23 protein-coding genes are annotated in these 22,154 nt (G+C 39.5%); 3 read left to right on the top strand and 20 right to left on the bottom strand.

Annotation, left to right across the window (positions count from 1 at the left end; translation table 11 throughout):
• Nucleotides 1-4 precede the first annotated feature (4 nt).
• Genes thrC through DW152_RS00100 form a run of 4 tightly spaced genes read right to left on the bottom strand, consistent with a single transcriptional unit; the run spans nt 5 to nt 4,848 of the window.
• Nucleotides 5-1,492 carry a threonine synthase gene (thrC, locus tag DW152_RS00115; protein WP_118287714.1) on the bottom strand — a complete coding sequence of 496 codons (1,488 nt, stop codon included), beginning with the start codon at nt 1,490-1,492 and terminating at the stop codon, nt 5-7.
• A gap of 31 nt (nt 1,493-1,523) precedes the next feature.
• Nucleotides 1,524-2,015 (bottom strand): 3-isopropylmalate dehydratase small subunit, encoded by a 492-nt coding sequence (locus DW152_RS00110; RefSeq protein WP_117538267.1) that lies wholly within the window; start codon nt 2,013-2,015, stop codon nt 1,524-1,526.
• Entirely contained in the window at nt 2,015-3,289 is a 1,275-nt protein-coding gene (leuC, locus tag DW152_RS00105) for a 3-isopropylmalate dehydratase large subunit (RefSeq protein WP_117538266.1), read from the bottom strand. Before leuC ends, DW152_RS00110 begins: the two co-directional genes overlap by 1 nt.
• A 20-nt stretch (nt 3,290-3,309) precedes the next feature.
• Nucleotides 3,310-4,848, bottom strand: a complete 1,539-nt coding sequence (locus DW152_RS00100) for an isopeptide-forming domain-containing fimbrial protein (protein ID WP_118287713.1) — start codon at nt 4,846-4,848, stop codon at nt 3,310-3,312.
• A gap of 304 nt (nt 4,849-5,152) precedes the next feature.
• Between DW152_RS00100 and DW152_RS00095 the strand changes: the two genes are divergently transcribed.
• Nucleotides 5,153-5,377, top strand: coding sequence for a FeoA family protein (locus tag DW152_RS00095; protein WP_021861242.1), 225 nt, complete (start codon nt 5,153-5,155; stop codon nt 5,375-5,377).
• A gap of 1 nt (nt 5,378) precedes the next feature.
• Nucleotides 5,379-7,469 (top strand): ferrous iron transport protein B, encoded by a 2,091-nt coding sequence (feoB, locus tag DW152_RS00090; RefSeq protein WP_118287712.1) that lies wholly within the window; start codon nt 5,379-5,381, stop codon nt 7,467-7,469.
• 132 nt (nt 7,470-7,601) lie between these two features.
• On the opposite strand, the gene DW152_RS00085 is transcribed toward feoB, so the two are convergent.
• The 13 genes from DW152_RS00085 to DW152_RS00025 form a co-directional block, all read right to left on the bottom strand.
• Nucleotides 7,602-8,429 (bottom strand): PHP domain-containing protein, encoded by an 828-nt coding sequence (locus tag DW152_RS00085; RefSeq protein WP_021861240.1) that lies wholly within the window; start codon nt 8,427-8,429, stop codon nt 7,602-7,604.
• A gap of 87 nt (nt 8,430-8,516) precedes the next feature.
• Nucleotides 8,517-8,711 carry a hypothetical protein gene (locus DW152_RS00080; protein ID WP_021861239.1) on the bottom strand — a complete coding sequence of 65 codons (195 nt, stop codon included), beginning with the start codon at nt 8,709-8,711 and terminating at the stop codon, nt 8,517-8,519.
• 66 nt (nt 8,712-8,777) lie between these two features.
• Entirely contained in the window at nt 8,778-9,515 is a 738-nt protein-coding gene (locus DW152_RS00075) for a transmembrane protein (RefSeq protein ID WP_021861238.1), read from the bottom strand.
• Between the two features lie 50 nt (nt 9,516-9,565).
• Complete coding sequence (locus DW152_RS00070) at nt 9,566-10,084, bottom strand: DUF6465 family protein (RefSeq protein WP_021861237.1); 519 nt, start codon at nt 10,082-10,084, stop codon at nt 9,566-9,568.
• A 106-nt stretch (nt 10,085-10,190) separates the two neighbouring features.
• A complete protein-coding gene (locus DW152_RS00065; RefSeq protein ID WP_118287711.1) occupies nt 10,191-11,051 on the bottom strand; it encodes a YitT family protein in 861 nt (286 codons plus the stop codon).
• A gap of 40 nt (nt 11,052-11,091) precedes the next feature.
• Nucleotides 11,092-11,601, bottom strand: a complete 510-nt coding sequence (locus DW152_RS00060; protein ID WP_117538259.1) for a transcription repressor NadR — start codon at nt 11,599-11,601, stop codon at nt 11,092-11,094.
• Between the two features lie 69 nt (nt 11,602-11,670).
• Complete coding sequence (locus DW152_RS00055) at nt 11,671-13,983, bottom strand: ABC transporter permease (protein ID WP_021861234.1); 2,313 nt, start codon at nt 13,981-13,983, stop codon at nt 11,671-11,673.
• A 13-nt stretch (nt 13,984-13,996) separates the two neighbouring features.
• Nucleotides 13,997-14,695, bottom strand: coding sequence for an ABC transporter ATP-binding protein (locus DW152_RS00050; RefSeq protein ID WP_118287710.1), 699 nt, complete (start codon nt 14,693-14,695; stop codon nt 13,997-13,999).
• 196 nt (nt 14,696-14,891) lie between these two features.
• Nucleotides 14,892-16,214 (bottom strand): sodium-dependent transporter, encoded by a 1,323-nt coding sequence (locus tag DW152_RS00045; protein WP_021861232.1) that lies wholly within the window; start codon nt 16,212-16,214, stop codon nt 14,892-14,894.
• A 22-nt stretch (nt 16,215-16,236) separates the two neighbouring features.
• Nucleotides 16,237-16,458, bottom strand: a complete 222-nt coding sequence (locus tag DW152_RS00040) for a tautomerase family protein (RefSeq protein ID WP_021861231.1) — start codon at nt 16,456-16,458, stop codon at nt 16,237-16,239.
• Between the two features lie 268 nt (nt 16,459-16,726).
• Complete coding sequence (locus DW152_RS00035; protein WP_117538255.1) at nt 16,727-17,401, bottom strand: hypothetical protein; 675 nt, start codon at nt 17,399-17,401, stop codon at nt 16,727-16,729.
• 75 nt (nt 17,402-17,476) lie between these two features.
• Nucleotides 17,477-18,577, bottom strand: coding sequence for a zinc ribbon domain-containing protein (locus DW152_RS00030; RefSeq protein ID WP_118287709.1), 1,101 nt, complete (start codon nt 18,575-18,577; stop codon nt 17,477-17,479).
• A 1-nt stretch (nt 18,578) separates the two neighbouring features.
• Entirely contained in the window at nt 18,579-19,451 is an 873-nt protein-coding gene (locus DW152_RS00025; RefSeq protein WP_118287708.1) for a zinc ribbon domain-containing protein, read from the bottom strand.
• Between the two features lie 92 nt (nt 19,452-19,543).
• Here DW152_RS00025 and DW152_RS00020 point away from each other — a divergent pair, with 92 nt between their 5' ends.
• Nucleotides 19,544-19,762, top strand: coding sequence for a helix-turn-helix domain-containing protein (locus tag DW152_RS00020; protein ID WP_021861226.1), 219 nt, complete (start codon nt 19,544-19,546; stop codon nt 19,760-19,762).
• Between the two features lie 146 nt (nt 19,763-19,908).
• Here the strand turns inward: DW152_RS00020 and DW152_RS00015 are convergent, their stop codons facing one another.
• The 3 genes from DW152_RS00015 to DW152_RS00005 are packed head-to-tail and all read right to left on the bottom strand — an operon-like array spanning nt 19,909 to nt 22,067.
• The gene (locus tag DW152_RS00015) at nt 19,909-20,373 is read right to left on the bottom strand and encodes a helix-turn-helix transcriptional regulator (RefSeq protein ID WP_243059727.1); all 465 of its coding nucleotides are present in this window, start codon (nt 20,371-20,373) and stop codon (nt 19,909-19,911) included.
• A complete protein-coding gene (locus tag DW152_RS00010; RefSeq protein ID WP_118287706.1) occupies nt 20,366-21,868 on the bottom strand; it encodes a recombinase family protein in 1,503 nt (500 codons plus the stop codon). Before DW152_RS00010 ends, DW152_RS00015 begins: the two co-directional genes overlap by 8 nt.
• The gene (locus tag DW152_RS00005; RefSeq protein ID WP_118287705.1) at nt 21,852-22,067 is read right to left on the bottom strand and encodes a hypothetical protein; all 216 of its coding nucleotides are present in this window, start codon (nt 22,065-22,067) and stop codon (nt 21,852-21,854) included. Before DW152_RS00005 ends, DW152_RS00010 begins: the two co-directional genes overlap by 17 nt.
• Between the last annotated feature and the right edge of the window lie 87 nt (nt 22,068-22,154).

Raw genomic sequence — 22,154 nt, 5'->3', positions numbered from 1 at the left:
TTGACTAACGGTTCAGAATCTGTTTTACAGTCTCTTCCATCTGATCTACATCACATTCGATATTATGCAGGACATTTGCATCCAGAATGTCTTTGATTGCCTGCGGCATATCGACCTGTGAAAGCTCCTGCAATTTCGGAAGCAGTGCAAATTCATCTTCTTCTGCATATTTTGCATCAATTGCTGTCATAACGCTCTTCACGAATTTGTATGGGCTTGCTGTGGACGCGATCAGATATTTCTTGCCTGTCTTTTCTGACTGTTCATACCGGCTGCATACATAAGATGCAACTGCTGTATGTGTATCCATCACATAACCGGTCTTATCATAGACATCATGGATCTGCTCTGCCGTCTCGTCCTCTGTGGCATATCCTGCAGCAAAATCAGACAGTTTTGCTTTCATATCTTCCGAAACCGTATACGTTCCATCTTTTTTCAAAGCTTCCATCAGTTCTTTTGTCTTATCGCTGTCCTCTCCTGCAATTACATAGATCAGACGCTCCAGATTGCTGGAAATCAGGATATCCATAGATGGCGATGTTGTCAGCACAAATTCACGGTTCTTATCATAAGTTCCTGTCTGGAAGAAATCAAACAATACTTTATTTTCATTCGATGCACAGATCAGTTTACCAATCGGCACACCCATCTGTTTTGCATAGTAAGCTGCAAGAATATTTCCAAAATTACCTGTCGGAACGACAACTTGTAATTCTTCTCCGTTCGCAAGTTCTTCATTTTCCAGAAGTTTTGCATATGCATATACATAATAAACAACCTGCGGAACCAGGCGTCCGATATTAATAGAGTTGGCTGATGAAAACTGATATCCCTTGCCGGCAAGTTCTTCTGCAAGTTCTTTGTCTTCAAACATTGCTTTGACACCGCTCTGCGCATTGTCAAAATTGCCGTGGATCGCAACAACATCTACATTGCTTCCCTTCTGCGTTACCATCTGAAGTTCCTGTACTTTACTGACACCGTTCTTCGGATAGAACACGATGATCTGTGTTCCTTCCACATCTGCAAATCCTGCCATTGCAGCTTTTCCGGTATCTCCGGATGTCGCTGTCAGGATCACGATCTTATTCTCTACGTGATTCTTCTTCGCAGAAGTCGTAAGGAGATGTGGCAGAATGGAAAGTGCCATATCTTTAAATGCGATGGTTGCACCGTGGAATAACTCCAGATAGTAAGTATCCGATACCTTTACCAAAGATGCAATCTCTTCCGTATCAAACTTGCTGTCATATGCTTTCTCAATGCACCCTTTCAGTTCTCCCTCTGTAAAATCGGCCAGAAACAGCTTCATTACTTCATAAGCAATCTCCTGATAGCTCATACTTTTTAACTGCTCCATAGAAACATCCAGTTTTGGAATCTCTTCAGGTACAAATAAACCGCCATCCGGAGCAAGCCCTTTTAAAATTGCTTCAGATGCAGTTACCTTTAACTCGGAATTCCGGGTACTTTTGTAATGTAGACTCATATTTCCACCTTTCCTTTGGTCTTTCTTGCTATTATTTCTTCTTGCTGTTTGTATATTTTACAAGACCGCCTGCTGCAATCAATTTCTGCATGAATTCCGGGAATGGCTGTCCCTGGAATTCTGTTCCTTTTGTACGGTTGTAAATCTTACCACTGTCGAAATCTACTTCCACTTCATCGCCTGCTTCGATTCCTCTTGCAGCTTCCGGACATTCGATGATCGGCAGTCCGATATTAATAGAATTACGGTAAAAAATTCTTGCAAATGTCTCTGCGATCACGCAGCTTACTCCTGCAGTCTTAAGACAGAGCGGTGCATGCTCTCTGGATGAGCCACATCCGAAGTTCTTATTTGCCACGATCAGATCTCCCGGTTTTACTTTATTCACAAAGTCCGGATCAATGTCTGCCATTGCATGACTTGCCAGCTCCTGCGCGTCAAATGAATTCAGGTATCTTGCCGGAATGATTACATCTGTGTCTACGTTGTCTCCATATTTAAATACATGTCCTAATGCCTTCATTATCTGTCACCCACTTTCTCCGGATTTGCAATACATCCTGCGATCGCACTTGCTGCTGCTACTTCCGGCGATGCAAGATAAATCAAGGAATCTACATGTCCCATTCTTCCTACAAAATTACGGTTTGTTGTAGATACACACTTTTCTCCTGCTGCCATAACGCCCATATGTCCGCCCATACACGGTCCACAGCTTGGTGTGTTCACGGCACAGCCCGCATCTACGAAAATATCAAGAAGTCCTTCTTTGATACACTGTTTGTAAATTTTCTGTGTTGCCGGAATTACCATTACACGCACATCTTCATGTACTTTATGTCCTTTTAAAATAGCTGCTGCCTTACGCATGTCTTCCATACGTCCATTTGTACAGGATCCGATTACAACCTGATCGATCTTGATCGGTTCCATTGCTTCAATCTCATCGATTGTCTTAGCATTACCCGGAAGGTGTGGGAATGCAACGGTCGGACGTACTTCGGAAAGATTGATCTCAATCACTTCGTCATACTCTGCATCCTCATCCGCTTCATAGACCTGATATGCTTTCTTCGTATGCTCATTAAGATAAGCTTTTGTCTGATCATCTACCGGGAAGATTCCGTTCTTTGCGCCTGCTTCAATCGCCATATTCGCCATTGTAAAACGGTCATCCATGGAAAGAGCTGCAATTCCTTCACCTGTGAATTCCATAGATTTGTAAAGCGCTCCGTCCACACCGATCTTACCAATGATATGAATAATAATATCTTTACCGCTCACATAAGGTCCCGGCTGTCCTTTCAGGACAAATTTTAATGCACTTGGCACTTTGAACCAGAGTTCTCCGGTTGCCATACCTGTTGCAATATCAGTTGTTCCGACACCGGTAGAAAATGCACCCAGTGCTCCATATGTACAGGTATGTGAATCTGCACCGATAATACATTCACCTGCTGCTACAACACCTGCTTCCGGAAGAATCGCATGCTCTACACCGGATTTTCCCTGTTCAAAATACCAGGAAAGTCCTTGATCTTTTGCAAATTCGCGGATTGATTTTGAATTCTCTGCGGATTTAATATCTTTATTCGGCGTAAAATGATCCGGTACAAGTACTACTTTATCTTTGTCAAATACCTTCTCTGCCATCTGTCTGAAAATCGGCAGTGCCATTGGCCCGGTAATATCATTTGCCATAACTACGTCTAACTTCGCTTCTATCAACTGTCCTGCCACAACATGATCAAGACCTGCATGGGCAGCTAATATTTTCTGCGTCATTGTCATTCCCATCACGACAACCTCCTATTCTTCTACTTAGTCTTACGAGCTATTCTACCACAGGTAAATATTACAGTGCAAGAAAGAATACATAAGACCGTAAGAAGTATCAAATCTTGTTCGTCTCCGGTTTTTACAATCTCTTTCTTCTTCACTAACGGTTTTTCTGCCTTTTTCTCTACTTTCACAATCTCAGGTTTCTTCTTTTCTGCCGGTTTTTCCGGTTTCTCCGGTTTCTCCGGTTTTTCTGGTTTCTCTGGTTTTTCCGATTCTTCCACAGTCACGATTTCCGTATCATCCACATCTTCCGCATTATCGGCACGGACGATTACTTCATTTTCAATCTCTTTTCCGAGCAGTTTCTCATCCAGAATTTCCACCTGATAAGTCACTGTGTATTTGTCACCGGAATGAATACTTTCCAGAAAATGTTTTGTTTCAATTGTATATGTGTTCTCTTTTACAGAAATAACCGCGTCAGATACAACGCTTTGATCTTTGTCATACAGAATAATAGAATCCGGAAGAAGTCTCACTCCTTCCGTTAGAATCCGGTCTGTGATCGTAACGCCTGAGGCAACCGCCTTCTCAATCTGCTGCGTCACATCAACCGTATATGTAATCCTGTCACCAACTTTATATTTTTTATCTTCCCGGTCAGCGCTCTTTTCCACTTTAAGTTCCGGCTTTTCAATCCATTGCACCGCAAGACTGGTTGGAATATTATCCGCACTTACCAGTTCCCCGACTCCCAGGTGCTGTCCGCCTGCTCCGGTATTAATCACCAGACTTCTCCAATTCTGTCTGTTTTTCCCATAAATGTTTCCTGTTTTCCACGTCTGGGCATTCCATTTTCCCACCGGACACTTCAAATAAAAACGATCGCCGCCGTAAACCGTCACATTTCCTGTCTTTTTTGTCCCTTTTGTTTCATTTACCAGTATTACATCCGCAGGCAGTTTCAGGACAATTGAATTATCTTCATCGCCCTTGCAGGTGATAGTTTTTGTCTTTTGCACTTTTTCATTTTTATCATAAACAGCCGTCAATGTCTTCTCTGAAAAAGCAATATCCGGATCCGGTATTTTCGGAAATGTCTTAATCTTCGCCGTACAGCTTTTCACTTTCTGCTTCATTGTGTCACTTAATCCCAGAAATGCATCACTTGAATCTTTGCATTCGTCATATACATAGGACAAAATACAATGCGACAGACTGTAAGCTTTTTTCTTCTCCTGCCAGTTTTCTCCAAATACAGGTTTCAAATACTTCTGATACCCCGGATTGCCATACGCATAATACAGTGTTTTACTTAAAAGCGTGTCATTCGTCAATTGTTTTGACGTATAGGTTCCGTCATGCGGAGAACTTCGTTTTGGTTCCAGACAATATCCAAGGGTTCCGTCAATATAATAGTAAAACGTTGAATACCCTTCATAAAATACTTCTTCGCCTCTTCTCAGCGACACATCTTTCGCCTCACTTTTTACTGCCGGCACGCAACAGAAAACCAGACAAAGCACCGCCAGAAACCGCACAAAAGGACTCCATGGGAAATTTCTTTTTTTCATAAGCACTACTCCTTCTTCAATTGTAAAATTAAATTGCTAAAACCAGTTACTGTAACTGCCCTCCTTTCCTTTTATGATTTCTCGTTTTGTGAAATTCGGGAAGATCATTTCCCTGTCGGGGGATTCCCCGTACGAATATTGATTATAAAGAATCATCAGAACTTCTTAAGACGAGTGTATTAATCATATAGACGTTTTACACATTTGTCAATACTTTTCAGATTGATATATTCTCTAAAAAATGATATTATAAAAGAATTATTATAGATAATATTTATCATTAACATTAGAGAGGAATACATACATGACATTAAAACAGGGAAACAGTAATACTTCCTATCAGGTTGTTTCCATTCAACTGGAAGAAAAACTGGAACGCCGTCTGGAAGCCTTAGGACTTACGGAAGGCAGTACCATCACAATAATGAATAATCAGAAAAAAGGCTCACTCACTGTGAAATTCCGCGGAACACGTTTTGCTCTCGGAAAAAGAATTGCCAATCATATTGAAGTAAAGGAGCAAAACTGACATGGGACTTGCAGACACAAGAGAAAAAAATAACCAGACTAATAACAACAGCGAAATTATCAATGTCGGATTCATCGGGAATCCAAACTGCGGAAAGACAACGCTTTTTAATGCGTACACAGGCGCGAATTTAAAAGTTGCAAACTGGCCCGGCGTAACTGTTGAAAAGAAAGAAGGAAAAACCTTTTACAAAGGGCAGGAATTTCGTCTGATCGATCTTCCCGGCATTTACAGTCTCTCATCTTATACGATGGAAGAAACCGTATCCAGAGACTGTATTTTAAGTGATGAAGTAGATGTCATTGTAGACGTCATTGATGCTTCCAGTCTTGAACGCAATCTCTATTTAACATTGCAGCTTCTTGAACTTGGCAAGCCGGTTGTACTGGCGCTCAATATGATGGATATCGTTGAAGAACGCGGGCTGGAATTAGATCTTCACCGGCTTCCGGAAATGCTCGGCATACCAGTCATTCCGGTTTCTGCACGCAAACGCACCGGACTATCTATCTTAATGCATGCTGTAGCACATCATAATGATCCTGATGTTCAGGATCCGTTGATTCATCATCACACCGGGAAGTCTTCTCATCACCGACATGATCACCATTCTGAATATGCAATGGTTTACAACGATGAAATCGAAGACAAAATTGATCTCCTGATCAGCCGTCTTTCAAAAAAATATCCGGATATGACAAACAAACGCTGGCATGCGATCAAACTTCTCGAAAACGATCCTGATATCCGCAAACGTCATCCAATTGACTGCGCCGATATTATTGAGCGAAGCTACGAAAAAGATATGATCAATCAGAAATATGATTTTATCGAAGAAGTGATCGGTGAAGTCCTCGTTGGTAAATCAAAAAAAGAGGCAGCTACAGATAAGATAGATTCTTACCTGACGAATCGGTTTCTGGGACTTCCAATCTTCCTTGGCATTATGGCAATTGTATTTTTCCTGACATTTACAATTGGTGATTTTCTGAAAGGATATTTTGAAATTGCATTAGACTACCTGACATCCGGTGCATCTGCCCTTTTACAGGCACTACATGTACACCCGATGCTTTCATCGCTCATCACGGACGGAATCATTTCCGGTGTAGGCGGGATCTTAACTTTTTTGCCAAATATTTTTATTCTCTTCCTGGCACTGGCGTTTTTGGAGGACAGTGGCTATATGGCAAGAGTTGCTTTTGTAATGGATGATATTATGAGCCATCTCGGACTGTCCGGAAAAGCTTTTCTGCCATTACTTCTGGGATTTGGCTGTTCCGTTCCCGCTGTTATGGCATCCAGGGCTTTAGAGCATCCGAAAGACCGGTTCAAAACAATTTTGATCACACCATTTATGTCCTGCAGTGCAAGACTTCCGATTTACGTCCTGTTCTCATCCATGTTTTTTGGAGAACACGCAATGCTCGCCTGCTACTCTTTGTACATACTTGGAATTTTGATTGCGATCACAACCGCCTACATCCTTTCACGTATAGACGGTTCAAAAGCCGATCATGCACTGTTGATCGAGCTTCCGGAATACAAGTCACCAAATGCACACACCATTGCAATTTATGTATGGGAAAAGATCAAAGACTACCTGACAAAAGCTGGAACCGTTATTTTCCTGGCATCTGTTCTGATGTGGATTATTTTAAATTTCGGTCCGACCGGATATGTAACAGATATCAGTCTGAGTTTCGGATCCTATATTGGGAAAGCAATCGTCCCGCTCTTTCGGCCTGTCGGTCTTGGATACTGGCAGATCATTGTCGCACTGATTGCCGGAATTGCCGCAAAAGAAGTGGTTGTGTCCAGTTGCAGTGTCCTTTTCGGGATACAGAATATTACAACCGCACATGGCATGACAACCATGTCTGCCACTCTGGGTACTCTTGGATTCGGTCCTGCAAACGCATACGCTCTTATGGTTTTTTGTTTGCTTTATGTACCATACACTGCTACCATCGCAACGATTCATAGAGAATTGAACAGTTGGAAATCTACTATATCTATTCTTCTCTATCAATTAGTTACTGCATGGACATGCAGCTGCATTGCTTACCACGTCTGCTCTTTATTATTTTAATCTTGTCTGCGTAAGATTGAAATTTAAAATACTGCACTGACAGGCTTTCCATTAATAGTATTACAGTTGCAAAGGCACATATACGGATTCTTTAATCTTGTATATGTGCCTTTCTCTTTCTCTCAGAAATATCTAAGAATTATGCTCTTTTAAATATTGAATCTCGATTGGATCGATCGGATCCATTGGATTTTCAATCTTACCTTTTTTCCGTCTCTTTCTTCTCTTCAGCAATTCGCCGCCTTTGTTATAAAACCAGAATGAATATGCCAAAAGCTTGCTTGCTTTTCCAATTCTGTCTTTCGTTGTCTTATCGTACAGTTTTCCTCCTGCTTCTATCGGTACTTTCTTCCGTATCAGTGCAATCAACTCTGTTTCACAGGTGACACGCTCCGGAAGAATCGTATATCCCATGGAAACACAATTCAGCTTATGAGAATCACTTCCTCCAATCCCCGGTTTCTTATACTTCTGCGCCAGCTTCCTTGCACCTTCATTCGATGCTTCCGGTTCGCAGGCGTTAAATGCTTCAATAAAATCAAAACGCTTGATAATCTCCGGTGAACGATAATATCTCTTTGTATTCGTAAAGCTCATATATTTCTCGCCACACGGATGTGCCGGTCCTAAAATTCCGCCATGCCTATGCACAAAATCGATCAGCATAGCCACTGGCATTCCACGCATCTCAAGCAAACGCATCTTCACACCTTCCGGCATAATGCAGATGATATGTCCTGCATCACAGGTGTCATACTCGATGCCTTTGAGTACAACAAAATCTTCGTACACCTTGCCTTTCATCTCGTTCTTCCAGTATCTGTATCCTTTATACGTATCATGGTCGGTGATCAACATTCCGTCAAATCCGTGTGCTTTCAGTTTTGTAATATATTCGTCCAGACTCACTCTGCTGTCAACAGAACCTTCCTTCACATGACAATGCATATCCAGCTTCATAAACAAGCCTCCTTTGCATGAACTTGATTTTATTATATCACATATCATGCAAAATACAACTGATCCGGACTTCTGCCTGTATTTCCCTCAAAACGCTTTTTTTGATTCTTTCGTTCCTGTCACACTACAGCAGAGAATAAGACCTGTACACCAGATCAGAAAATATAGATAGTTCGGCAGCTCAACTGCTGTGAAACCAAATAAAAAAGCTGCCATCATCTGAACAAGCACGCCTGTTATCATCTTGCTGTTTTGTAAAAATCTCCTTATAATTCTTCTCATAAAAAAGCACCTCTCCTTCTATAATTCAATACTATAGCAGAAGAGGTGTCTCATAAAACGGACTACTTACTCATCATCTTCATCCGTATCATCATCAAAATCATCCAGTATCATTCTTGCTTTCTCAACTTCTGACTCCACAGAATCCTGTTCTTTTATTTTTTCTGAGAATTTCTTCTCTTTTTTGCCAAGTTTTCTTGACTGCATCATAAACTGTACAATCATGCCGATAATTGCAACAACAACACCGATCACCAGTCTTGCCACTCCTGCAAACGGAAGATCCACAAGCATTACAACTGCTGTTCCAACACTCATTCCGCCGGCAAATGCTGTTACAACGATCATCAGTGGTTCCGTGAAAATCACCGCAAGTATTGCAAGTATCAGAGATACCACGACATAAATTCCGGCGATCAGTAAACTGTGTGGCATATTCGCCGTCACCGCAATCGCCATAGATACTATAAACACCGTGATAAATATACCCAGTTTATGTAGGAAAAACGCAAGCACAGCCATAACGACAGCACAGCCAAACAGAATAATCATCCCTGTCATCTGAGACGGATGCATAACCTGTACAACTCCGGCTCCGATTGCTGCACCAATGCCGAAGCCACAAAGCGCCGTAAATAATTTTACCAGTTTCAGTCCAAACAGTGCAAGCAGCACTCCAACAATGATCATTGCACCAATAATTCCCATATTCATCCGGCTGTTCGGTGCAAGATCGATAAATGCCTGTTTCATATCGGATGTTTTACTTAAAACGTTCTCTAATAATGTCTTTATTTCATCCATATTCGTCTCTCCTTTTGTCCCTTATCTTCTAATCCCCTGTCTTTCACAATTTAATATTCTACTGCGCCGGTCTCCTCACTGTTGATTACATAATAAACAGCGCCTTCTTCCGGTTTGACATATAGTTCCAGTGTCTTAATCTCCCCGACTCTCTTTCCCTTTTTCGTCCACGCCTTCTTGACTCTGGCGATCATTTCTTTTTCCTCGACCTGCTTGCCATAATATTCCACAAATGTACGGACTTTCATATCCTTCTTAGATGGTCTCTTTGCAGCAGTCTTCTTCACTGCTTCTTTGGCTCCCTTCACTTCTTTGGCTGCTGTCTTTTTTACAGTCTCTTTAGCTGCTTTCGCCTCTTTTACAGCTGTTCTGGCTGCTGTTTTTGCTGTTGCCTTTATTTCTTTCGCAGTATCGCTGACTTTCTCTGCTACTTTTTCTTCTGCAGACTGTGTCTTCTTCTCCTCTGTAAGCTGCGCTTTTTCTGCCGCTTTTTTTTCCTCTGTAAGCTGCGCTTTTTCTATTGCCGCTTTCATTGCTTCTTTTTTCTTTATTACTCGTTTTCTAGCCATGATATTCCTCCTTACATCGCTACACCAATTTTTTGGTCGCAACTATTATACCATAGCCAGTCATAATTGCAAATTTTTCCTTCGACACATTTCTCATATCTCTGTCTTAATCTGTCGGTTTCTGGTAGAAACGTCCGGATAGCTGCTCTGTCTTCATTACATTGACAAAAGCATGCGGATCGGCTTCTTTGATTGCTTTCATAACCTTTTTGATCTCAGCGCTTGATATAACAGAATAAACGACCTTACGTTCACGGTGTTCATAAGATCCTTCACCTTCCATGATCGTAGCACTGTGATTGCACACTCTTGCAATTGCTTCATAAACATCTCTTGCGTGATTCGTTACAACAAGCACTGTATTCTGCTGATATTTTTTATACAGCTCATGAAGCACCTGCGTTGACGCATACTGGAAAATAATCGAATACAGCGCTTTATCCCATCCGAACAGTACACCTGCTGCCGCAAGGATGATCACATTCAGTCCAAGAACCATATTCCAGGAATCGATTCCTTTCTTATCTGACAGATAAATTGCAATAAAGTCAGTTCCTCCACTGGTCGCATTGACCGCAAGACACAGGCTGATTGCCAGTCCATTGATCATTCCTCCAAAAATACTGATCAAAAGTGTATCATACGTGATCGCATATCCCGGCAACATATCTGTCAGCACACTGGTCAATACGATCATCAGACAGGAATACAATGTAAACTTTTTACCGATAAAGCGAAATCCGATATAGATCGGCACTGCATTCAGCAGCACATTGACAAGTGTATATGGAATCGCAATATGGAAAAACAGTTTTGCACTTCGCTGAACAAGAAGTGTAAGTCCTGTCGCACCGCCCGGATACAGTCCTCCGGCACGCACAAACGTCTTAATGTTTAATGCCATCATCAACGCCGCAAAACATACAACTACAATTCGCTTCAAATCTTTTTTTGCTTCAAATTTCATTTTCCCTCTTCCCCTTGAGGTACAACATCTGTCGATGTCTTTAGTCCTCAACTAAATATCCTTTCTCTCTTAACATATTTTCTATCATGTCCAGTGTCTCTTCACTATCTGCATGCACCTCATGGTAATGATAGTTTGATGTGATATTCTTAAGCGGACTGGATTTGCCACTCCTTATATCTTCCAAAAATTCCCACGCAAGTCTCCGAGACGTAATATGAAGCTTCGCCTCCATCCGTCCATATACTTTATGATTCACAATAACTGTCTCCACGCAGCCTCCCAGATCCACAATTGAATAGAGCTCATCTTCCATCTGTTCATCTGTATGCTGCACTTTAAAAATACGTTTTACACTCTTCGGACTGTTCAGAATATATCCTCTGTTCGTAGATATGATATCATATCCGGCTGCACGCATCAGAGCAATATCCTGAACGATCACCTGACGGCTTACATTGTAAAAGGACGCCAGTTCCTTCCCCGGAACCGGCATCCTGTTTTCCTGCATTGTGGCAATTATCTTATCTCTTCTTTCAGAACCGGTCATACTTTCGTGTTTTCCTCCCACTGCACTATGATAGTTCTATTATACTACAAATATTTTCTGATTCAAACCTTATTCTACATTTTTTAATGCTTCATCCATCGGAACCTTCTGAATCTTTCTGTATTCCAGCGCTGCAACTACTGCATAAGTTACTGCTCCGATTACGAACATTTCTACATAAATCTTCGGATCTATCCACAGTGTGATCCAGCCGGAAATGCTGGCTAGCATCATCTCCCGGAAGATTATTTTCATAAATGTTTCTTCTATCGGAAAACTGAACAAAAGGCAAAGTATTACAACGATCGATGTTGATAATATATATAACCTGCCAATCTCTCCATCTGTGTATCCAAGAATTTTCGCCATAGATATCGACTGTGCATTTTTCTCTATAATGATCTTGGACAGCAGATAAATGAGTACAAGGAAAATTGCAACTGCAAATCCGTTGACCAGTCCCATCATATTTCCCATCGACACATCCAATTGTCTGGATACTTTTGTAAGTGCACTCAAATCAATGACAGAACCGATATATTTTTCATCAATATCCGTAATCTTTGTTTTTGAAAAATAACCACTGTAATAATCGGTTCCCAGATCAAATGTTTTATTCAGCTTCTGCTGATCCATAAAGACACAGAGTGCACCGCTGTATTGGTAGATTCCTTTTACTTTAAAAGAATAAGTATCTTTTTCGTATTTCTCTTTTAACTTGATCATGTCACCTTTTTTAATCTGGAATTTATCCGCATAGGCGCTTGAAATATAAACGCCATCTTTCGTGTCAACTTTCACATAGTCACTGTCCGGATCCACACCATAAAGCATGATTTCTTCTGTTTTATATTTTCCCGGGAGTGTATCCAGACTGTAAGCACTGAATTCTTCCGCATCCGGATTGTCCGTCTTTGTTCCAGCTGAAAACTCCAGCATGGAAATCAGTCTGTCCAGTTCATTTCCACTTGCCGCTGACACCGGCGCTTCTAACAGATACTGATATTTTGCCAGAAGCCCGTTCTGGATCTCCACCTGATAATGACTCAGTACTGACGGAAGCAGCAGTCCGAAGAACAGCAAAAGATTTGCAAATAATATACCTGTAAATAATACCAGATAATTACTCTTGTTCTGGAAAATAATTCGCAGCCTGAAGCGATGGAAAATGCTTGTTTTCGGGCTTAAATACATCGCCTTTTTCTTCTTTTTACCAGACAGATCTCTTCTTAAAAACTGTAACGGAGATAATTTTAATTTGTGATGCAATACCATATAATTAATCAGCAACATGATCAACACCGGCACAACCGTTGTCAGCAGAAATGCTTCTCCGTTCCATACAGTTACATAAGTCGGCAGACTGTAACTGCCGTAATACATCCCTGCACATACATTTTTCAGCACCGTATATCCAAGTATATTTCCAATCAATGCGCCAGCCAGCGTCACGCATATCGGAAGAACCATATAATGATGTATCAGTTCTTTTCTTGTGTAGCCGGATGCCCTGAGCGTTCCGATGACAGCTGCTTCATTTCGTATCGTATTGCTGATCGTCACGCCAAATACAAATGCCATGATCACAATAACCATGTAGAGAAGTACGATGATCATCGCACGGTCACTTCCCATGTCCTCTCCGGTGAAATTAATCGCCTGATTCTGATATCTTGGAACGAAGCTCTCCAGCGTAACTTCTTTGCCAATGTTTTCCATCAGGTCTTCCGCTACCTCTTTTTCCGATTTCTCATTCTCTGGTTCTTTGTTGTAAGTCCATGAATAGTTGTATTGACATGCCTTTTTATCCAATGTCTGAAATCCTTTATCCGTCACTATCGCAACACCGAATTTCACTGCATCAAACATCGTATCACTGTTATTCTGGAACAGACAGCTATAATCAGAAAGTGCCACCAGCCCCGTAATCTTCCATATCTTGCCTTTACTCTTCATTGTATCGCCAACAGCGAGCTTATTGTTATCCGCATACATACGGTCGATTGCCATCTCGTCCGCCTTCTTTGGAAGACTTCCTTTCATAAGACAAACTTTGTTGACCTGTTTCCGATTTTTGAAGAAACGTATGGTGCTTTTGTTGGACATTGTCTGCTCGATATAATAATTTTCATAAAGCTTTATGTCATTTTTTTCTATTTCTTCTTTCTGTGCCTGGTAAATCTTTTCTTTGACACGGAAATTTCCATTTTCAATATTATATTTAGCGAATCCTTCATTATATGCTTTCAGCATACTTCCATCTGCTACAAGGAAGCCGGATACAAATCCGATCGTAGCTACCATCAGAAGGAATACAACCAGGTATTTTCCCAACTCTCCCTTTAATTCCCGCGGGAGTCTTTTACGCAAAGGACTCTTCATCTGTTCGTCCTCCTTACCATTCCAGTTCTGCTGCCGGAATCTTATTCTTATTTAATATATTGCTCCGGATACCACCATCTTTTAATTTTACAACACGGTCTGCCATATCCTTGATCGCATCATTGTGTGTTACCATGATAATGGTATTTCCGTATTTCAGATTCACCTTCTCAATCAGTTTCAATATCTCTTTTGACGTATGATAATCCAAAGCTCCGGTCGGCTCATCACAGAGCAGGATATCCGGATTTTTTACAATGGCACGACCGATCGCGGTACGCTGCTGCTGTCCGCCGGACAACTGATTCGGCAATTTCCTCTGGTGTTCTGTCAGTCCTAGTATATTTAAAAGATCATCCACCGGAAGCGGCTGATCGCTTAAGTACGCTCCTACTTCAATATTTTCCCGCACAGTCAGATTCGGGATCAGATTGTACATCTGGAAAATGTATCCAAGGTGCTTTCTGCGGTACAGCGATAATCGTTTCTCCGACATATCTTCCAAACGTTCACCTTCAATTGTGATGCTTCCGTCATCTGCTCCGTCGATTCCTCCGATAATATTAAGAAGTGTGGACTTTCCAGAACCGGACGGTCCTAAAAGCACACAGAATTCGCCTCTCTCAATCTCCAGATTCAATCCTTTTAATACTTCTACCCGGTTCTCCCCGTAACCAAAAGATTTTTTTATTCCCTCTATTTTTAAAAACATCTCATTCCTCCCTGGATTTTGATTTTGTTTCTCATTTTCATGTTAGTTCACACTAACTTTTTTGTCAAGTATAAAGATTGTGTCTCGGCACAATCTTTTCCAGAAAGCTTTCTATGTCACAGGAACATTACGGAGTAATTTCCTATGGCATAGGAAAAGGTCTGTGAAAATATATATTTTCACAGACCTTTTCTTCTTATCCGATACCTCCAAGTGCAATTCCAAGAATCAACACAATGAAACACACCGGTACATATACATATTTACAAATTGTATAGAAAGAAGCGCGATAGTCCTTCTCTCTTCCAAGGTTCACCTGGGCTTCTACATATTTCTTACCGCATACCCAGAAGAACATGATGCCTGCAAGTCCTGCTCCGAGCGGACAGATATATACGGATAAAACGTCCATCCACTGTGACACAATTCCCTGGATTACCAGCGAAACAATCACACCGACCACTGCGATCACACCGCATGCCGGAACACGTGACAAATGCAGTTTCTCCTGCACGGTAGCAATCGGTGCTTCGTAGAGATTGATCAGCGATGTCATACCTGCAAGCAATACTGCCACGAAAAAAATAATTGCGATCACCGGTCCGCCCGGCATGGTCTTAATCAGATTCGGCAGGAAAATAAATAATAGTCCCGGTCCGCCTTGATTCAGCTGTGCACCTGTTGTTGCCATCGCCGGAATGATCACCAGCGCCGCAAGAATTGCCGCAATCGTATCAAAGAATGCTACTCTTCCCGCAGATGCCGGAATGTCTTCTTCATCTGACAGATACGATCCATAGATCAACGTTCCGTTTCCTGCTACAGACAGGGAAAAGAACGCCTGTCCCAATGCAAAGATCCATGTTGCCGGATCACTGAATGCTTTTGGATCGATCCGGAATATGTAATGGTATCCGGCTGATGCACCCGGCTGAAATGCTACATAAATCCCAAGTATCACAAACAATGCGAAGAATATTGGCATCATAACTTTGTTTGCTTTTTCAATTCCACTTCCGACGCCAAGCATCAGAATCAGCATACATGCAGCCAGTGCAATGATCTGCCATAAATTATTTCCAAATGCAGATGCCATCTGTCCAAACTTTGCACCAAATGCCTCTACATTTTCCGGCTCTAACGTTGCTCCGGTAAATGTTCCTACAGCGTATTTCAAAATCCAGCCCATAACAACCGTATATCCGATTGCCATAGCAAGAGATCCGATCACCGGGATCATTCCCAGTGCTTCTCCGCTCTTCCTTCTTCCTCTTTTCTCACATGCGATTCCAAATGCATCGATCGGTCCGGACTTTGCAGCCCTTCCAAAACTCATCTCACCGATCACGCCGGTAGAACCGATCAAAATCACAAATAGAAAATACGGAATCAGGAAAGATCCTCCACCGTACAGCGACACTCTGGTCGGAAACATCCAGATATTGCCCATTCCTACGGCAGAGCCAATGCAGGCGCAGATAAATCCCCACCTACTGCTAAACGACTCTCTCTTATTCATACCTCATTCCCTAATCCGTGCATTACTCTGCACGGAACATCTTTCCGGCATAAATTTTGTCATCCGGTGTTGCTGCACCGACTTCTTCATTCCATTTCTTCGGATCTACATCCTCTACAGAAACTGACAGGTTCTCTGCCGGAATCTGAAGTTCCTCTGCTGCAGTCTTTAATAACTTCTCTGCAAGATTCTTCTTAATTTCATCATTTCTTCCCGGAAACATTTTAACATCGATATGTGGCATAATATTATCCTCCTTGTTTTTTTATTCTTATACCCATTTTGCATGTAAGCAAACGATATCGTCTGCTTTCTATTGTGCCTAATTTTGCGGGGAATGTCAATCTGTTTAGATATTATTCTGCAATAGAATAAACAATTTCAACCTTATATTTTGTAATTGTCATTTTGCAAAACACCGCTGAATATCAGTCATTAACCTCATATTCAGCGGTATTCTTATTTCCATCTATTTTTTACTAACTCATCATATCTAAAAATCCATTGCTATATTACCAACATTTTTTTGAACGTGTATTAGACCAGGGTCCATATACTGAAATTCCATTTACCTTTTTATAAGCACGAACTTTGAATTTAACTTTCTCAATATCAGATCCTTCTACACTGGCGGATCTATGCGATGTTGATCTTTTAACATACATGTTCCACCATTCACCAGCTAAAGCCGATACCTTACACTGATACCCTTTTGCTCCAGATACTTTACTCCATGTCACTGAATATATCACACCATCCCCATATGGATATGGACCTTTTTCTTTTATCGCTGATAATTTAGGAGCTTTGATTACATTATAAACTTTGTACACACCGTTGTATTTCTTCTGTGACTTTTTGGAAAACTTCGCTTTGATCTTATTAATCTTCCCTGATTTATAATAAATCTTAACTGTTTCTTCGCCATTTTTATCTTCCCACCACATATGACCTTGAAACCGTGTTCCGTATAGTTTTGTCTTCATAATATGAGAGCTGTTGCTTTTCCGGAAAGCTGCTGTCATTGTCCATCCATCTTTTGAAATATTCACAGCAGCGGTATTGCTTCCTTTCTTTAACGCAGCAGACTCTGCATGAACATTTAGTCCACATATCCCAAATATTCCAATCGCCAAACATAAAGTTGCTAAACACTTTACAACTTTTAAATGCATCTTCTTTTTCACTTTTCCTTCCTCCCATTTCTTGTAATATTATTTTTTGTGATTGCATTACCACGTAATAATTATAGAATGCACTTTTTAACTTGCATTCAAATTATATTTTTGATCATTCAATGCATAACACAATTGTCTAACCAGATGTATTGTGTCATCTGCAAAGCCATTTATCGCATGGACCTCAAAATTATTCTTATCTGTCCATACCATTCGAATAGTTTCTCCTGCATCAAGCTTAAAATCGACCGTTTTTGAATTTATTACATTTCCATAATACTCAAAATCATCATAGTCCGGAATATGAATATCAATTTTAACTTCTTTTTCTAAAGTAGGAGTCACTCTGATAGTTGTATGATCATTTTCTGTGTCCAGATTAAGATATTCTGTACTGTATTTTAAAATAAATCCATCCTGCTGTTGCTTCTGCTTAGCTGCAGCTTCCTTTCTTTGTTTTTCCTTTGCTTTTTCTTCAAGTGCTTCCTTATTTTGCGAGGTCTCACATGAAGAATTTTGATTATCGTTTACTTCCTTTTCCAAATCATCTTTTTTATCATCCGATTTATTACTTGTCTCATCCTTTTCTTCCGTAGAATAATCCGGTTTGTATTTGTTTAGATAATTATATAATTTATTCCATTTTTCACCTTCAAAATAATAATTATCCTCTTTATCAATATAAACCAGCAAATCTAAACAATGTTCTTTTTGTGAGGCCTGAAATACTGCATGCGTATCTTCGCCATCAATTGAACTACACATAATATATTCATTTCCCTTATCATCCGATGCAAATCCATCGATAAATGAATCTTTATTTTTATTCTTAATGGCATCAAACACTATTACATCTTTATTCTTTCGCATTGTGTAGGTGCTATATTTGTTATCTGATTCGGTATCAAATGGCCATTCCGCAGTTTTTATAAACTTTGTCAAATTTTCTCTTTCTTCAGCTTTTAATTTCTTCTTTTGAAAAAAAGTCAGACATACAAGAAGAATGATCCCCATAATAATTAAAATAAGGATAAATATCAACCTTCCTTTTTTTGTTGATTTTTTCCCAGTTTCTTTCTTTTCTACATTTTCACTGATACTATCTGCATCCTGTTTTGCTCCACATTTCGAGCAATACTTTTCTTCATCTTTTAATTGTGCTCCACAATTCGTACACCATTTCATTTTACTTTGTCTCCTTTTCTATCTTTGTTCCACAGAAGGTACAAAATGACGCATTCTCCAAAACTTTCTTTCCGCAATTAGGGCATACATTAGCGTCTATATATTCTTCAATCGGTGCACCACAATCTGAACAGAACTTATCTTTTGCTGTTGCCGGTTTTCCGCAACCGGAACATTTATATTTTTTTATCACTTTTTCTTCTACGGCCACTTTTTCTCCACAATTAGAGCAAAATTTTTTTCCACGAGGGATTTTATTTCCACACTTTTTACATTCAACAAATGCTGAAGACTGTATTGTAGCTCCGATTTCATGTGCAGCATTTGAAATACTTTCCATATTAATATTCTTCAAATTCACATTTTTTAAATTTACATTCGATTGCCCGGATGAACTTGCAGATTTATTTCGCAATAATGTTATGGCAAAAATTAAAACATTACAGATCAATGCTATCCAAAATCCCAATAATTTAGGAATATGAACGGATGCTGATACTGCTCCATCATAGGACGCTTCTGTTGATGCCAGCAAAGAACATGTAATAAACATACATAAAATTGACCAAATTGAAAGTACCAGATAAATTTTCTTCGCGTATTCTCGCAGGCTCTCAATAAAAGGTAACGCTACAATAAAAACAGGGACTACATAAAAAGCAATTCCTAAAACAGAATAAGATATCATCCCAAACCCTGTAACTTTAGTTGAACTACTGTATCCGGCAACCGATGCATCAAATGATACCCATGGCAGAAAGAAACTTATAAAGTTTACTATTGCAATAATTGACCTTGGTTCTTTTGTAATTTTTTTAATCATTTCCATTTTCTTTTCCCTCTCTTTTCTCTTTCGTGCATTACATACATCCATCTCTGTATCTCATGTGTACATTATATATCTTGTACATAAGTTATTCAATAAAAAAATTTTTTATATAATTATAGAATAACAGGAGGAAAATCATGGTACAGTTACGCGTTTTAGATATATTAAAAGAACAAAATCACACAAAATACTGGCTTTATAAGCAAATGAACCTAAGTTATCAAAATTTTAATCGCATGGTAACAAATCAAACCAGCTCTATCCGTTTCGAAAATCTTGATGCGTTAAGCCGTATTCTTGATTGTCCGATCGGTGATTTATTTGAAAAGACAGATTTTCCTGAACAGAAACCTTAATTTCATCCACTTCTATTTTTTCTTATCATACCAGGTTACCCGGACAGTTTCTGTCTGATTAAAATTAAATGTGTTTTTTCCGGATACTAAGGCACCAAAAAAGGAGCTATACTTTTTGTATTATGCTCCTCTCTTTTTACAATATATTATTTATACATCTCATGCATCTTCTTAATTTCCAGCTTCATTTCTTCCACAAATTCGTCCGGCGCCAACACTTTCACCCATGCTCCCTGACTTAGCAAAAACATTTTTATTCCCGAACCGAATACTTCCGCTTCAATTATAGTTTTACCTGCATATTTATCTATTATTTTTGCAGTAGGTATCCGATCAAGAATTGCCTGCACTGACGGGCCTGAAAATTCGAAACGAATTTTTCGTGTCGGACCGGGCCACATAAATTGACTTTTTCTTCTAAGCATTCCTTCATCTATATTCTGCTCTTTTAACAGGACGTATTTTTCACGGTGAACTATTATGTCTACAATTCGATCAACTCGAAAATATATTGGCGTATTAGACACATCTGTTTCATACCGATATCCTATTAAATAAAAATAATATTCGCTAAACATAATGGAAACTGGTTTTATTTTTCTTTTAACCAAATCCCGGTTCATCTTGTAATATGTAATAGTAATCACATACTTCTGGCTTTTCTTTTTTCACAGTTGTTAATTGTTCATCCACTTTAATCAATGATTCATCTATTTCTGTTGCTTTCACTTTATAAGATTTCTTATCAATCTGTCCATCCAACATAAAATCTATCAATTGACTTTTCCGTCTTTCAAGGCGTTCTTTTTCTCGTTCAAGAGACTCAATTGTGATATCGGTTTCCGAAGAATCTTTTACCATGTTCTTTTCGATTACTTGTATCAACTCATTAATATCTTCATTCTGCGTTGTCCATAATCGCGAAACAATATTTCTACACATAAAATCCAATTTCCACTGACATATTGCTGGTATGTCACAATAACCTTCTCCATCTAATCCTTGTTTTAAATAGAATGATTTCTTACGATTACGAATTTGATTAAAGCACTGATATCCCCATGCTACTGTTCCATTGTTATTTGTTCTCCACCGATATCTATGGTAAGTACTCCCACACTCACAAACAAGTTTTCTTGACCATGGATCTTTAGACCGTCTCCTTCCATTCGTGACTTTTTGCACTTTTATAGTTTTCTGTTGCTTTATTTTTTGTACTTCATTCCATTGTTCTTCACTAATGATTGCCGGGAAGTTTCCTTTCATATATACATACTGTGATGAATCTCTAATACACGTTCTACTCTTATCCAAAAAGTCCTTTTTCTGTGACTTGTTGTACCCTATATAACCACAATAGCTTTTATTGCTGAGAATCCTTAGGATATCCGTGCTACACCATCGCATACCTCCCATTGCCTTTTTTCTTCTTCGTTCAACTAATATTCTTGCTATTTTCTTTGCACCATATCCTTTCAAATAAAGATCATAAATCATACGTACTGTTTCAGCCTGTTCTTCTATAATCTCATATGTATTATCTGTGGACTTAGCTCCACGAACTAAACGATATCCAAGAATATTTCCATTTCCATATAACACTCCGTTTTCTCTTGATATCTTCTGTCCTGACTTTACCCTTGTACTGAGTTTGCTTGATTCCTCCTGACTCATTGCACTCATTATAGTTAATCGAAATTCGCCATCTTTATCAAACGACCATATATTATCGTTATAGAAAAAGACTTCAACACCATTCATTTTCAACATACGTGTGTACATTAAACTATCAATTGTATTCCTTGCGAAGCGACTAACTTCTCTTGTGACTATCAAAGTAAATTTTCCCTTTTTTGCATCTTCGATCATTTTCATAAATCCAGGACGTTTTTCTGCTTGTGTTCCGGTAATTCCTTGGTCTGTATAAATCTTTACCTTATTCCAATTCGGATGTAGTTTAAGAAGATCATCATACCATTGAATTTGATTTTCTAATGCATTGATTTGTTCTTCATGTTCCGTACTAACTCTTGCATAAAACGAAATATTTATACTTTTATCCATAATATCCCGATGAGAACAACTGGTTTTATTCCATTTCTCCATTAAGTATCTCTCCCTCCAAAATTTGATTTACTTTTTCATATGTAGATTGATTTACAATACCTTTTACTAACATTCGATACAACATTACTTTTTTCATATGACAATTAAGCACAGGTTGTACATCTATTGTCTCTCTCAATTCATCTTCATTACTATAATATGAATCTGAAAGTTTGGTTTGATACTCTTTCCGTTCCATAAGATTGCTCCTTTTCCTTCACATATAATATTTAGTGAATATTACGGTGCGGCAGAGCCGCCAGTCCGGTGTGGCGAGAGCCACCTG

Source organism: Dorea sp. AM13-35 (assembly GCF_003473885.1).
Taxonomy (GTDB): Bacteria; Bacillota; Clostridia; order Lachnospirales; family Lachnospiraceae; genus Dorea_D; species Dorea_D hominis.
The sequence above is the reverse complement of the archived record's forward strand: the minus strand, read 5'-3'. Positions and strand labels throughout refer to the sequence as shown.